The following is a 14,436-nucleotide window of genomic DNA, read 5'->3' as shown; positions in this document are numbered from 1 at the left end:
TCTCTCCTTATAAAAAGTGATCATTCAAAAAGTTTGCGACACCAGCTTCGTCATTGGTTTCTGTCACTTCATCTGCTAAAGCTTTGACCTGTTCTTGCGCATTGCCCATAGCCACGCTTAATCCACTGAACTCAAGCATTGCCAAGTCATTTTCTTGGTCACCGAACGCCATGACATCTTCTGGAGATAATCCTAAGTGCTCAGTTAAAAATAAGAGAGAGTGTGCCTTTGTAATATTTTTAGGAGTAATCTCCAAGAAATGCGGGTCTGAAAAGACAGAATCAATTCCTTCTTTCTCCAACTCTACTTGGATCTTTTGTAGTTTTTCCTCATTCTTATCCGTCAGTGCCAGTTTCAAGTAGCTCAATGAAGGATCGTCCAACTGTGCTGTGATCTCATCGAAAGAATGGTTTTGTAAGTTGAAGTGTTGATAATAAGGATCATCTTTTACTAAGGCGTTTTCGTCAAAAGTGATTTGGTCATCTTGTGTTTCTCGGCTTGCGATAATTGATATTTTTGCTTCCTTTGCTAAATAAAAAGCTTTTTTTAAGATAGGAACTTCAATTTTTGAACGTCTTAATACATGATCGATCTTGCCATCTTTCATTTCGGAAATCAATGCACCGTTAGAAGAAATCAAATAGCCGCTGACGCCTAATTGTGCAAAGACATCCTTGGCAGAAATACTATTTCTTCCTGTTGCAATCGTTACGATTCCTCCATTAGAGGAGAAAGCTTTTAATGCGCGAATATTTTCTTGTGGGACAACTCCTTGGGAATCAAGCAAGGTCCCGTCTAGATCAATAGCTGCTAATTTCATCTTTTTACGCTCCCTTAGTCTTTTTTCTTTCACCAATAGCTTAAATGAGAAACTTCTAAAATAAAAATAAAATGCTTTAACTCTTTGAATTTTTTCAAAAAAGATTTTTCATAAATGGAGAAAAGGATATTAGTAAGGAAATGGTTAAGACCGCTGTATAAAAAAGCATAACAATCTTAATGTTTTCGTTTTCATTTTCATAAAAAAGGGCAAATTTTGGGTAATATTCATAAAAAACAAAGCATATCTTTTGCTTTCAGGAAAAAGTAGGCATATTGTAGATGTAGAATAGGTTAGAAAAAGATTAAAAAAAGGAGTGATTTTGATGGAGATTAAGTATGGGACTGTACCGGTTGTGACTGCTTCAGATGAAAATTATGCTCCTTATCTAAGCGTAATGATTGCAACGGCACTGGAAAATGCGAATAAGATGAGACATATATATTTCTACGTAATCGACGATGGAATATCAGAATATAGCAAAGAAGGATTGCGCCAGACAGTTGCACAGCATTCGGAGCATGCAAGTATTCAATTCTTGACTGTTGAGAAAGATGTTTATGAAGATTTCTTAGTCAGTGACCATATTACAACAACTGCGTATTTAAGAATTTCTCTACCTAAAATCTTAGCAAAATACAATTATAAAAAAGTGTTGTATCTAGACGCGGACGTTTTAGTGTTGGATGACATCGTTGCATTATATGACGAATCATTGAACGGTAAAACAATTGGGGCAGTAATTGATCCAGGACAAACGAAAGCGTTGAAACGCCTAGGAATCGATTCAGAAGAATATTATTTTAACTCAGGTGTCATGGTGATCGATATTGATCAATGGAATGAAAAAGATATTACAGATAAAACGATCCAATTCCTAAAAGAAAATGGTGAACAGATTATCTATCATGACCAAGACGCATTGAATGGTGTCTTATATGGAGATTGGGAACAACTTCATCCAAAATGGAACATGCAATGTTCATTGATTTTTGAACGCCATCCAGCTCCAGATAAGAAATATGAAGAGTTATATAAGAGCGGGAATGAAGCTCCTTCAATCGTTCATTTCACAGGGCATGATAAACCTTGGAATACATTGCAGGATCATCCTTATACACAAATCTATCTAAAAAATCTAGCGCATAGCGTATTAATGAAAGTAGGCGAGGTAAATGAATAGAAGAAAAGAAGTAGCAGTTGTCTCTAGTTGTAATACAAAATTTGTGCCTCATCTAGCAGCACTGTTTGTGTCAATTTTAGAAAATAGTGACCCGAAAGTGTTTGTACGTTTCTACGTGATTGATGATGATATTGAATTAGAAAGTAAAAATCTTCTACGTTACTCAGTGAAAAATTCCCGAATGAATACAGATGTTGAATTTTTGAAAATCAACAAAAAATTCTTCAAAAACTTAGTGACAAGTGATCGTATCCCTGAAACAGCATACTATCGTATTGCGATCCCTGAGTTATTTAGAGGGAAAAATATCGAACGTATCCTTTATATGGACTGTGACATGATCGCGTTGAACGATATCAGTAAGCTTTGGGATCTAGAATTTAACGGCGCAGTGATGGCAGCAGTTGAAGATGCTGGTTTCCACCAACGTCTTGAAAAAATGGAGATTGAAGCAGATTCAATGCGTTACTTTAACTCCGGCTTGATGCTGATCAATGTTGAAAAATGGTTAGAACAAAACATCACGAAAAACGTTCTAAAATTCATCGAAGAAAACCCAGAAAAACTTCGATTCCATGACCAAGATGCTTTGAATGCTATCTTACACGATCGTTGGATTGCTTTGCATCCAAAATGGAACGCACAAGGTTACATCATGGCGAAAGCAAAACAACATCCAACAGCTCAAGGAGAAAAAGAGTACGAAGAAGCACGTCGTAAGCCTTATATCATCCATTACTCTGGGCATATCAAACCATGGAGTGAAGAGTTTAAAGGTGCTAGTAAAAAATACTATGAAAAGTATGCAAATATGACCGCTTTTCGTTGTGTTAAATCATTCCCTAAATATCCATTGTACGCTCGTGTTCAACGAAATACTGAATTGAGTCATTGATCGATAATAGAAAAAACTTACTATTATATAGAGGAGATGATCGATATGGAAATCACGCTGACAAGAAATGCGATGGACATCTTAAAGGAAAAAGCAGGCGAACAATCAAAATTAGCGCTTGCATTGATCAATAGTAAAGATCCTTTCCTTAGAGACAAAGGAGCGTGTGCGAAAGGTAGCTTTTTCCAAATTATCCCTTTTGTTACTGAGTTTGGACTATACGTCACAAAAATCAATCATCCTTCGCTAGAAATCTATACATCACAAAGTGAACAATGCTATTTAGGCAAACATTTGACGATGGATTATGATCATGTATTAAATAGTTTCTCATTGGAAAATGAGATTGCTGTGCTAGATCATAACATCAAACTAACTAATTGTTTCTTTAGCTGAGTGCACACTAGAAAGGACGATTCACCATGCTGGAATATTACTTGATTGATGAAAACAAGAAAGTAATAGCCGCAGATGAAGAACATTTTAATTGGCTTGTTATTGATACGAGCGATACTGAGGAAATCGAACAGGTTACTCGAACCTATCAACTCCCTGAAGATATATTTGTCGGTATGACTTATCCAGAAGAGGTCTCCCGCTTAGAACATCTATCAGGAACAAGTTTGAACAACCCGATTTCCTTAGTACTGCTCAACCTTTCAAGTGAAAAAGAAAAAATCGAACGTCGTCTGACACCATTATCTTTCGTCATATCAAATGACTTATTGATTACTTGTCGAGACGAAAAAACCAATTTTATCGATCGGCTGATTGAACATCATGGTAATAAAATCGATTCTTTCGAAAAAGTGATTGTTTATGCGGCATTAGATATTTATACCCATTTTGTCAAAGAACTTCGTGAAATGAAAACGCGTATTGATTCGCTAGATCAAGAAGCACGAAAAACGACAGAAAATGAAGAATTGTATAAGCAGGCTGATTTAGAAAGAGATATTGTTTACATCGATCATACGTTGCGGGATCAAAAAGAGACAATGGACCTCCTCTGGGAGACTCCTGAATTCAAAGAACGTGTCAATGATGAACAGTTGCTTTATGACGTTCGTTTGAGACAACGTCAAACAGAGAAGATGATTTTGATTTATCGTGATCTGTTAGAAAGTATTGGCGATCTGTTCAACGGAATGATGGACAATAATCTGAATCATCTGATGAAATATCTGGATTCTACGGCGTTGATCATCTCTGTGCCTGCGATGATTGCAGGGATTTGGGGGATGAATACCGGTGGATTACCAGGAGAAGATTCAGCAACTGGTTTTCTCTTAGTATTAGGGGGATCGATTCTTGCGGCTGCTGCTCTAGGGTATCATTTATTTAGAAAAGATTACACAAAATAATTAATATGGGCTTTTACGCCCAAATTTATAACGTCAGTTATGACTAAAAAATAGGAGGATCATTATGACAGAACCAAATTTAATCGACCCAAGAAAGCTTTATCACACAGAAGAGTTTCCAAAACAGGATCAAGAAACACCCGCTTTACAAAAGGATATGAAGCCAGTACCTGATTGCGGCGAAGAAAGCTATAAAGGTACGGAACAACTAGAAAATCGTCGTGTCTTGATCACAGGCGCAGACTCTGGGATTGGACGTGCCGCTGCCATTGCCTTTGCACGAGAAGGTGCAGATGTAGCCATTCAATTTTTCCCAGGTGAAGAAGAAGACGCGCAACAAGTGGCCCATTATATCGAGGAAGCTGGACGTAAAGCTTTACTATTACCTTATGATTTGCGAGATGAAGCTGCACCAAAAGAAATCATCCAAAAAACAGTGGATGCTTTTGGTGGATTAGACACACTTGTGCTTAATGCGGCGCAACAAATTTCGTCTCCTTCAATTGCAGAAATCCCATTGGAACAAGTAAAAGATACTTTTGCTGTAAATATCATCGCAATGTTTGCACTTGTGAAAGAAGCAATTCCACATATTCCAGCAGGTGGAGCCATTCTTACAACGACTTCAGTCCAAGCATTCAATCCAAGTGAACACTTGTTGGATTATGCGGCAACTAAAGCTTCGATTGCGAACTTCACGATCGGTCTAGCGAAACAATTGGCACCAAAAGGTATTCGTGTCAACGGTGTAGCACCAGGTCCAATCTGGACACCATTGCAACTAGATGCAGGTCAACCAAAAGAAGATCTACCTGAATTCGGACAACAAGCTTTGTTGGAACGTGCAGGACAACCGGCTGAATTAGCACCTGTCTATGTCTTTTTAGCATCAAACAAAGCAAGCTATGTCACAGCACAGATTTACGGTATCACTGGTGGAGAAGCCATTAATCTATAATCAGTGACAAGAAGCTAGGAGGGCGAGACAATGAACAAAGGAGCAAAAACAATAGGAGCGATCTTACTGATCCTTCTACTATCAGTTTTAATATTTGCTATGTTGCTGAGCGCAGTTTATCCATTGCCGTTTAACTGGGAAGAATTCCGCTTTCTATCGTTAACAAATTTTTATGTACAACAATATGTCTTTTGGGTAACCGCAGCGTTTGCTGTGTTAACACTGATATTAATTCTAGTATTATTATTCTATCCAAAAACTTACCGTTCATTCTTACTAAAAAAAGGTGACGGTGAATTGACATTAGATAAAAAAGCAATCGAAGGAATGGTTCGTTCACGATTGACGAAAGAAGAATTTGTTTCTTCCCCAAAAGTAACGATCAAAGCAACAAAAAATAAAATTGACGTAAAAGTAAAAGGCGAGTTGAAACGTACGTCATCATTAATCGGTAAAACAGGAGCGTTAATGACAGACATTGAGCGCGATGTAAAACAAATCATCGGCACAGATGAACCAGTGAATGTCTTGATCAATTATACCGGTTTTGACTCACCACAATCAAAAAGAGTCGAACACTCACGAGTACAGTAAGGGGGAGAGAAAATGAACGAGATCTTTTCGACATACAAGCTCCCAATTATTTGTGGCGCGCTTGGATTGATATTAGCTATTTTACTAGTAGCTGTCGGATTTTTTAAAACATTGCTGATCGTGATTATGGTTGCGCTTGGTGTAGCCATCGGCATGTATTTAAAAAGAACCGGAATTTTAGAACATTACTTTAAATCTTAGGAGGCTTTACCATGGAAAACAATCATTCAAATCAAAACGGAAATACACCGAAATCAGCACATCCAGATCCAACAACACCGAATCAAGCACAAGGGATCAAAGATGAAAAAAATAAAACTGCGCCAGTGTCTGCACATCCAGATCCAGTGGTGCCGCATGTAGAAGAAAAAGTTGCGCATGATCAAAAAGAACACCACGATCATCCACATCATGAAGCGAAAACTCCTGGTGCGCATACTCCAACTCATGAAGCAAACAAACAGTCAAATGACGTGAAGGGCAGTGAAGAATCGATGAACGGTGAAGTAACTTATGATGACAAAGTCATTCAAAAAATTATTGCGATCGCATTAGAACGTATCGACGGACTATTAACAGTAGATGGAGGCTTCTTCTCCAATGTTGCTGGTAAATTAGTCAATACGGACAATGAAACAGCAGGCATCGAAACAGAAGTTGGGAAAAAACAAGTGGCTGTTGATATGTCGATCGTCGTTGAATATGGTAAAGACATTGAAGATATCTTTAAACAAATGAAAGAAATCATCAGTGAAGAAGTAGCGAATATGACACATCTAGATGTCATCGAAGTGAATGTCAACGTGACAGATATCAAATCAAAAGAAGAATTTGAACAAGATCAAGTTACTGTTCAAGATAAAGTGACAGATGCTGCAAAAGCAACTGGAGAATTTGCATCTGAACAAACAGATAAAGCAAAACATGCAGCAAGCAAAGGAACAGAAAAAGTAAAAGAAAACAACGAGCCAAGAGTACAATAAAATATCTTGGTGAGTAAAAACTTTTAATTAAAATAAATGAGATGTCGCATTGAAAAAATCGGCTAGACACTATAGGAGGAAATACAGATGGGTTTTATTTGGTCATTAATCGTAGGTGGAGTTATCGGAGCAATTGCAGGAGCAATCACAAATAAGGGTTCTTCAATGGGGATCATTGCTAACGTCATTGCAGGACTTGTTGGTTCAGCAATCGGACAAGCAGTGTTAGGTTCATGGGGACCAGTAATCGGTGGTATGGCAATCGTGCCTTCATTGATCGGTGCGATCATTTTAGTATTGATCGTTTCATTCTTTGCACGTAAATTGTAAGAAGAAAATTTGTGGTGAATGCAAAAATTCTTTTACTTTGAAATAATCGGTAACATTCAATTATCGGGAATTTGATTTGAGGGATCTTTACAAGTTGACTTGTTCAACGAAGTGAAGATCCTTCTTTTTTGTTGTCCTTTCGGCGTTCTTGCAAATAGATGATTAGAAAATTATTTTCTCACAAAAAATCTTCTTTCAATTACTCCCGATCGAAAGGGAAAAAATGACGTTACACAAGACATTGATGACCGATAAACTTGAAGAAGTAAAGCTTTTTAATGCTTTTCTAAATGATTTGAAAAAGGAGTGAATAGTAAAAAGACGATTAAGAAACGCAAAATACATAACGTTTTTATAAAAGAGTCATTTGAATTACTACGAACATCCTTTAAGAAAAAGAAACGACTATCAACAGAGAATAAACCAGACGAAAAAGTTTTTCTCTGATTGTTTGATAAAGGGAGGAAATAATTTGAGAACAAGAAGAAAACTGTTGAACAGTGCTTTGATCCTAGGTTTGACTTTAGGCAATCTCAATGGCACAGTTGTTCAGGCAGTGACCGCATTCAATGCACTAGGTCCGATCCAAAGTAGACAGGCAAGGACGACTACTAATGAGAGAGAAAAAAAGAATGAGGAAAAAGGAAAAAAAGAAACAAATGAAAAAGAGAAACAACCAGAGAAAGAGCAAACTGACTCGAAAGAAATAAATGAACTAAGCAAAGAGGATTTAAAGAATCTAAGTAAAGAAGAAATAAAAGAACGGAGTGATTCGTTAGAGCAAATATTAAATCCCACCCACGCACAAGATGTACCTTCGTGGATTCCGGATGTAAGTAACCTACGCGATAGGCAATTAGGGGACATGTTGACGGGTCGCTTAAGAGACGGGATCAGAAGTAACCTAGATCTGACACAAGATAATTTTAACATAGGGGATAACGTTATTTTAAGAAATGTCACCCCAATGTACTACTTCACTCCTGGTTTTGCTTATGATGATTATGTTCGGTATCTTGTTCGTAATTTAAGTCCTTTGCGCCGAAATGATGATACTCAACGAGCAGTGTACACAGTGGTTGCTGATTCGAAGAGTGGGAACTGGCGGATGCAAGTCACTCCGTCGTTGAGCGCCTTACATAATAATCTAACCGATGGCGAAATGAATGTGGTCTTTACCCGTTTAAGAATAGCACCGCCTCAAGAAGAAGAATTTGAGATCCGCAGATTTCCATTTTCTTATTGGGGGGAATCGCAAGGAATTAGTAATGGGCGTTGGAGATTAGAGAGTAGCTCGACTAGTTTCACGATCGATTTTTCTGGAACTGATATTGGCAGTATTCGTCTTAATCCAAAATCTGGGTCACTGATTCTGGAACATCAACAGAGTATTCCTGATCCAGAACATTTTGTGGATGCTCACAATACGAGGGGAACGGTACGGTATGAATGGGTAACACAACCTGATACAAGTCAATTAGGTAAGCAACGCATAGAAGTCAGTGTTACTGATCAAACCGGTAGACCAGCTGTCACGCTTCCTATTGAAATCGAAATAAAACCATTGATTTCCGCGACCAATCCTCAAGTAACGATTCGTCAAAATGATCCGAACCCTATGCCGCAAGAGCTGTTTACGATCGCACATGATGGCAGTTATCAACTCACGTGGGTAAATACGATCAGTACCGCTAACTTAGGGAATTTCATTTGGCATGCAAGAGTGCGTACCCAAGATGGCAGAGAAGCAACAGAAAGTGTGAATGTGACGATTGTTCCAGATGAAGGATTACAGTTAGAATTGAATCCTGCAGGTGTTCAAAGACTTGGAAGTACAGAGTCCATTTTTTCCGGTAATTTATATAGAGACTTGATCAAGGATGTGACATTCCGAGGAATGCCAGTCGATCGAAATAGTTTGCAGTTGATTATGGATGATTCGCTCGAGCCAAACTTCAATTTAGTGGGAGAACAACCATTCAGATTAACTGTTCAAGCAAGGCGTCCAGATGTGAATGCAACAACTCGAGGAACAATTGAAGGAACAATCAACGTTCGTTGGGAAGATACCATTTTGATGAAGTCTGCTACCGGTCAATCAGCAGGAGCATTCTCTTTATTATTGAGTAATACGAATTCAAATACTATCCCATTAAGGATTACGAGTGGTTTGCAAACAGACATGAATGCACCTGTAGGCCCACAGACTGCTCCATTTTCTAGATATTATTCGTTTCAGATTTTACGAAATAATAATGTGATCTATAATCAAGATGTTTTAAATAGGTCCACTTTACAACAAGTGATCAATCAATTTGGGAACACTGATAATATTTTTAATGTTCAGTTGGGAGATGTGATCCGAATCCATCATCCGGAGCGATCGGCCAATAGCTCAGTCTTGATGATGAATGAAGAAGAGCACGATTTTACCTATGATACAGAATATGCATACTATGAAGTCACTTCATCTGGATTCAAACCAGTGGCAGTCATGGAAGCGGAAGCTGCACAAAAAAACTTTGTTTTGGGAGAGAATACTTCAACAATTGACCCAGGCTCATTACTTGATAATGTGACGATCAATGGTCGAAGAATCGATAGTAGTCACTATACTGTAGAATCATTGATCGATTTTGATACGAGTACGATTGGTACACGTAAGATGCGTTTGAGGATCAATATGAACGATGGTTTGGCCTCTAATGAAATTGAAGTAGATTATGGTGTGAATTGGGGAGATACTTTTGTTTTAAGAGGACTAAATGAAGCAACAGTTGGTGCGTTTAGTTTGCTTAAAGAAGACGGACGATTTGCGCTGCATGCGTCTCAAGGCGTAAGTGGTACAAATCTCGCGAATCCAGTTAACAACCACTTTGGTCGTGATACCTATTATTCCATCGAGATCATGGGAGGAACTAGCTCGAATTATACATATGAAGTAGCTGGTAATTCCACGATCAGAGACGCGATCAATGGCTTCAATAATGGGCAACCACTACCAGTTGAAAAAGGGAATGTGATCAAGGTCTACCATGCAGATCCACAAGGTGCTTCGCAAGGGCGAAACTTGCTCATGCAAGACGAATTAGTTCGTGATTACACGATTGGTTCAAACTATGCCTATTACGAAGTGACAGATAATGGGTTAGAACCAATTATTACCGTAGCTGCAGAATCTTCACCACAAGAGTTTACTTTGGGCGATAGTACAGCAGGTATCAATGGAGCAAATCTGATCGATCATATCACAGTCAATGGGGTCGAATTAGCACCGAGTCTATATACAGTGACTCAATTAGAAGAATTTGATACCTCCACTGCTGGGAAGAAAGATCTACGCATCCAATTTGAAACGAGGGATGGGTTAGTCTCAAAAGAAATCACTGTCCCTTATGAAGTCAAGTGGGGGAATACGATTGTGATGCGTTCAGCCAATGGCGGAGCGGCAGGAGCTTTCTCGTTAAGACCAGGAAGTAATAATTCTGTCCGCCAGTTGACGATGTTCCCAGGGATTGATTCACCACTGGATGAGCAGTTAAGTCCAAACTCTTCCTTGTACTATTCAATGGAAATCATTCGTGGGGATCGAAGCATTTACTCTCAAGAGATGCCGGGACGAGCAACGTTACAACAAGTGATGGATAATTTTGGAAATAATCGTGCGGTAACCGTTCAGTTTGGCGATGTAATCAAAATCTACCATCCGCAGCGTTCAGAAGGAAGTTCAGTGTTAGTTGTCAACGAAGAAGAACAAGACTTCACGCACAATTCAGCTTATGCTTATTACGAAGTAACCGCGTATGGTTTTGAACCAATGGCAGTGATGGATGCTTATACAGCGAATAAGGAACTAGTTTTAGCACAAGATACGACAAGTTTTGAGCTAGGTGAATTGTTGGATAGCGTAACGATCAATGGAGAACCTGTGGCAGAAGATACGTATACGATCGAGCGTTTATCTGATTTCGATACTTCAACCATTGGTGAACGAGAAGTTCGTTTGAGAATGGCAATGAAAGATGGCTTGGCCTCCGTTGAATTGGAGATTCCTTATGAGGTGAAGTGGGGAAGTACGTTCTTACTGAAAGGCTTAGAAAATGCGACTGTGGGTGCATTTAGTATCATCGAACAAGATGGGATATCAAAGATTCATGCGACACAAGGGGAACAGGGAACGATTTTAAATAATGCAGTGAATAATGTTTTTGGTCGTGATACGTATTATCGAATCGAAATTTTAGCTGATCCAGAGCAACCAGAAAGTCGCCTATTTCCAGATAATATCAAATATAGTTATGAAGTGACAGGACATATGACGATCCGACAAGCAATTCAAGGCTTTAATAATGGGCAACCGTTAGAAGTTAATGAAGGGGATATATTCAAAGTTTATCATGCGGAAACAGAAAATCGTAACTTATTGATGCGGGATAACTTGGTCAGAAACTTTACGGCGGGATCTAATTATGCCCATTATCGAATCCAAAATGGTGAGTTTGAACCAATCACTATGATCCATGCAGAAAAACAAAATCAAAGCTTAGTTTTAGGTGAAGATGCAAGTGAATTGGATGCAACAAAACTAATCAATGAAGTCCGCTTTAACGGACACCAATTATCTAGTTCATTATATAATGTGGAACAAATCGATACATTCGACACACAAACAGCTGGCCAAAAATCAGTGACTGTTCGCGTATCCACAGCAGATGGTGTTACTGCTACGGACATTGAAGTGCCTTATGAAGTCAAATGGGGCAGCACGATCCATTTAAAGAATCGTCAAAATGAGACAGTAGGTTCATTTGGTTTAGTGAAAAGTGGTCGCCAAATCGAGATCCAATCAATACAAGGATCAGATCGCACGATTTTAAATAATCGTGTGACACAAGTGGACGACAATAATGTGTATTATGGAATCGAGATCCTCGGTCAAGATGGACGATCGAAATATCAATATGAAGTTCGCGGCACACAAACGATCCAACAAGCCATCTCACGTTTCAATAGCGGAAGTGCCTTTCCAGTAGTTGAAGGAGATGTTGTAAAGGTCTTCCACCAAGATGCGAACAACAATATTTTGATGCATGAAGAACAAGAAAGAAACTTCACTTATGGAGGACAGTTTGCTGTTTATAATGTGACAGAATATGGATTTGAGCCTACAGGGGAGTTAGATGTTAGAACACGAGTAGCTTCTATTGCGATTGGCACAGAAAGAGTCGATCCGAAATCTATGGTTGAAACAGTAAGAGTAAATGGTCGCGAAATTCCAGCCAATTCTTATACGGTTCAGTTACAAGAAGATTCGCAAATCGATACATCTGCACTTGGAAGTAACAATATCGTTGGTTTAGATATCCAAGTCAATGAAGCACATGGTGGTTTTACAACAAGTGCTGAAGGAAGATACTCTGTTGTGGAAGAAGGCCAAGAAGATACGCCAGGTGCTAGTGAAGAAGGTGCTGGAAGTGAGACCGGTGAAAATGGACAAGGTGGACAAGGTGGACAAGGTGGACAAGGTGGACAAGGTGGACAAGCTGACGGAAGTGATCTTGAAGCAACTGGCAACTTGCCACAAACAAATGCCACTCGAAACACACTTCTCTCAGTACTAGGAACTATGTTACTTGCCTTGGTTGGCGGTATCTTCTTCTGGAAAAAACGATCTACTGAAAAGTTAGAAGAAGAGTCCGATAAATAAAATAAAGACATTTTTTATCCACTTTTTTATTCATAGTAGAAAAAATAGTTTTTAGAGAAGAAAAAAGACCTCTAAAATTAAATATGGGAAACACTCAAAGGAGGGGAAACCCAAATTTGAGTGTTTTTTATTTGTTTGTGAGGTGAATAGAAATGTTGAAGATTTTGTCAAAAAAATTAAAAAGACAATTGAAGTTACTGGAGTACTTATTTGAAGGCGATACCTATCGCTTTAACGACTTAGAAAATTTACTTGGTTGTTCAGCCAAAACGTTAAGAAATGACTTGCTTGATATTCATTCTTATGCCAGCGATATCAAAATCCAAATGACTCGAGAAGAGGGAGTGAAAGCAACAATTCTACCTCATGTCACGGAAGATTATATCTATCAAGTGATCAAGCAAGAGTCGATTGAATATCGCTACTTGGAAGCTATTTTATTACATAAATTCAAGAATTACCTTGAATTAGCAGACTATTTATTTATTTCTGAAAGTACCTTGCGGCGAATCGTCGATAAAATCAATCCAATGTTACAGAGTTATGATCTGAAAATACAAGCACTGATCAAACTTGTTGGAAACGATCAAGTCATTACTGAAATGACCGTTCAGTTCTTAATGGAAAAATATCATTATTTTGAAGATGCATTTCCTGCATCCTTTCGGTTGCTAGTGACTCAACTTGCGCAGGATTTTGTTGAAGAAAACAACTTGCAACAAGCACTGATTAGTTTGGAACCGCAAGAAGAAAAAATATTTCATTTTTGGATTGCTGGTCGGATATTATTGCTACAAAATGATAATGGGGTAGTTTCGGTTAGTAGAAAACAAAAAAAATTCAAGTACGAAATACTATCAAATAAACGTTTGCGTTTACCAAAGACCAACGAATTGATTAATGAGCGCATGGCAAGTTTTATATTCGATCAACCACTTGTTTTCCAATTATTCGTCAGAGATTCTTTCAATCAAAAAAATCCAATTCTATTTGCCATTGATAGTTTTATCAAAGAAGTGGAAGAAAAATATGGAATTGTGTGTGAAGATAAAAAAAAGATCTTTCGTAAAGCAACTATTTTATTACAACAAAGTACGGTACCTTTCTCTATAAGTTATCAAAAAAAATCACTTTTTTTTAAAAATAGTCACTCAGAAATGAATAAAATCCAGCTTCGATTATGGAATAAGTTAAAACATTGTGTACATACACATCATATCTTACTAAATGATTTCGAAGAATTTGCGACAACTATGTTTACAGAAATATTATTGTATTGGCCAGATTTAATAAAGAACTTCGAAGATAATAAGCAAGTTCGCGCGTTAGTCATCACCAACTCTACACTAAAATATGACGCCTATTTACTCAGTGAATTAGACCAACAATTGGGTAATCATTTTGAATTTGTTGCTAGAAATAATAAAACATTGTCCCAAGATTTAATCAATTATGAGAATTTTGATTGTATTATTTCAAATATTACGATTGATAAAACCTATAATATCCCTATATTCGGTATATCCGTCTTTCCAAAAGCAAGAGAGATCCATAATCTGATCAACTTTTATCAAGAATTACTGGCTTGATAACGAATAAAAA

12 protein-coding genes are annotated in these 14,436 nt (G+C 37.9%); 11 read left to right on the top strand and 1 reads right to left on the bottom strand.

The features are described from left to right. Positions 1 to 7: 7 nt before the first annotated feature. Complete coding sequence (locus tag IGI79_RS07370) at positions 8 to 820, bottom strand: Cof-type HAD-IIB family hydrolase (RefSeq protein WP_438845801.1); 813 nt, start codon at positions 818 to 820, stop codon at positions 8 to 10. A gap of 325 nt (positions 821 to 1,145) precedes the next feature. Here IGI79_RS07370 and IGI79_RS07365 point away from each other — a divergent pair, with 325 nt between their 5' ends. From IGI79_RS07365 to IGI79_RS07315, 11 genes are all read left to right on the top strand, one after another. Continuing rightward, positions 1,146 to 2,003 (top strand): glycosyltransferase family 8 protein, encoded by an 858-nt coding sequence (locus IGI79_RS07365; protein ID WP_438845800.1) that lies wholly within the window; start codon positions 1,146 to 1,148, stop codon positions 2,001 to 2,003. After that, positions 1,996 to 2,898 carry a glycosyltransferase family 8 protein gene (locus IGI79_RS07360; protein WP_108146405.1) on the top strand — a complete coding sequence of 301 codons (903 nt, stop codon included), beginning with the start codon at positions 1,996 to 1,998 and terminating at the stop codon, positions 2,896 to 2,898. The genes IGI79_RS07365 and IGI79_RS07360 overlap by 8 nt, the downstream gene beginning before the upstream one ends. A gap of 45 nt (positions 2,899 to 2,943) precedes the next feature. Then, positions 2,944 to 3,294 (top strand): iron-sulfur cluster biosynthesis family protein, encoded by a 351-nt coding sequence (locus IGI79_RS07355; RefSeq protein WP_023519736.1) that lies wholly within the window; start codon positions 2,944 to 2,946, stop codon positions 3,292 to 3,294. A gap of 26 nt (positions 3,295 to 3,320) precedes the next feature. Then, complete coding sequence (locus IGI79_RS07350; RefSeq protein ID WP_438845798.1) at positions 3,321 to 4,262, top strand: magnesium transporter CorA family protein; 942 nt, start codon at positions 3,321 to 3,323, stop codon at positions 4,260 to 4,262. A 64-nt stretch (positions 4,263 to 4,326) separates the two neighbouring features. After that, positions 4,327 to 5,220: an SDR family oxidoreductase gene (locus IGI79_RS07345; protein ID WP_019723804.1), complete on the top strand. Its 894-nt coding sequence runs from the start codon at positions 4,327 to 4,329 to the stop codon at positions 5,218 to 5,220. Positions 5,221 to 5,250: 30 nt separating this feature from the next. After that, on the top strand, positions 5,251 to 5,814 hold the full coding sequence (amaP, locus tag IGI79_RS07340) for an alkaline shock response membrane anchor protein AmaP (RefSeq protein ID WP_065096363.1): 564 nt from the start codon (positions 5,251 to 5,253) through the stop codon (positions 5,812 to 5,814). 12 nt (positions 5,815 to 5,826) lie between these two features. Then, positions 5,827 to 6,015 carry a DUF2273 domain-containing protein gene (locus tag IGI79_RS07335; protein WP_010735369.1) on the top strand — a complete coding sequence of 63 codons (189 nt, stop codon included), beginning with the start codon at positions 5,827 to 5,829 and terminating at the stop codon, positions 6,013 to 6,015. Positions 6,016 to 6,026: 11 nt separating this feature from the next. Further along, a complete protein-coding gene (locus tag IGI79_RS07330; RefSeq protein ID WP_438845797.1) occupies positions 6,027 to 6,797 on the top strand; it encodes an Asp23/Gls24 family envelope stress response protein in 771 nt (256 codons plus the stop codon). A gap of 87 nt (positions 6,798 to 6,884) precedes the next feature. Continuing rightward, positions 6,885 to 7,127, top strand: coding sequence for a GlsB/YeaQ/YmgE family stress response membrane protein (locus IGI79_RS07325; protein ID WP_019723801.1), 243 nt, complete (start codon positions 6,885 to 6,887; stop codon positions 7,125 to 7,127). Positions 7,128 to 7,599: 472 nt separating this feature from the next. After that, positions 7,600 to 12,834, top strand: a complete 5,235-nt coding sequence (locus IGI79_RS07320) for a putative mucin/carbohydrate-binding domain-containing protein (protein ID WP_438845796.1) — start codon at positions 7,600 to 7,602, stop codon at positions 12,832 to 12,834. Between the two features lie 152 nt (positions 12,835 to 12,986). Next, positions 12,987 to 14,423: a helix-turn-helix domain-containing protein gene (locus tag IGI79_RS07315; protein ID WP_438845795.1), complete on the top strand. Its 1,437-nt coding sequence runs from the start codon at positions 12,987 to 12,989 to the stop codon at positions 14,421 to 14,423. Positions 14,424 to 14,436: the final 13 nt, after the last annotated feature.

Origin of the sequence: Enterococcus sp. AZ084 (genome assembly GCF_051714905.1) — a bacterium.
Classification (GTDB): Bacteria; Bacillota; Bacilli; order Lactobacillales; family Enterococcaceae; genus Enterococcus_B; species Enterococcus_B pernyi.
The sequence above is the reverse complement of the archived record's forward strand: the minus strand, read 5'-3'. Positions and strand labels throughout refer to the sequence as shown.

Coding starts and splice junctions, on each gene's coding strand:
- IGI79_RS07350 (WP_438845798.1), top strand. CDS start 3,321: ATGCTGGAATATTACTTGATTGATGAAAACAAGAAAGTAATAGCCGCA.
- IGI79_RS07365 (WP_438845800.1), top strand. CDS start 1,146: ATGGAGATTAAGTATGGGACTGTACCGGTTGTGACTGCTTCAGATGAA.
- amaP (WP_065096363.1), top strand. CDS start 5,251: ATGAACAAAGGAGCAAAAACAATAGGAGCGATCTTACTGATCCTTCTA.
- IGI79_RS07370 (WP_438845801.1), bottom strand. CDS start 820: ATGAAATTAGCAGCTATTGATCTAGACGGGACCTTGCTTGATTCCCAA.
- IGI79_RS07355 (WP_023519736.1), top strand. CDS start 2,944: ATGGAAATCACGCTGACAAGAAATGCGATGGACATCTTAAAGGAAAAA.
- IGI79_RS07315 (WP_438845795.1), top strand. CDS start 12,987: ATGTTGAAGATTTTGTCAAAAAAATTAAAAAGACAATTGAAGTTACTG.
- IGI79_RS07325 (WP_019723801.1), top strand. CDS start 6,885: ATGGGTTTTATTTGGTCATTAATCGTAGGTGGAGTTATCGGAGCAATT.
- IGI79_RS07330 (WP_438845797.1), top strand. CDS start 6,027: ATGGAAAACAATCATTCAAATCAAAACGGAAATACACCGAAATCAGCA.
- IGI79_RS07335 (WP_010735369.1), top strand. CDS start 5,827: ATGAACGAGATCTTTTCGACATACAAGCTCCCAATTATTTGTGGCGCG.
- IGI79_RS07345 (WP_019723804.1), top strand. CDS start 4,327: ATGACAGAACCAAATTTAATCGACCCAAGAAAGCTTTATCACACAGAA.
- IGI79_RS07360 (WP_108146405.1), top strand. CDS start 1,996: ATGAATAGAAGAAAAGAAGTAGCAGTTGTCTCTAGTTGTAATACAAAA.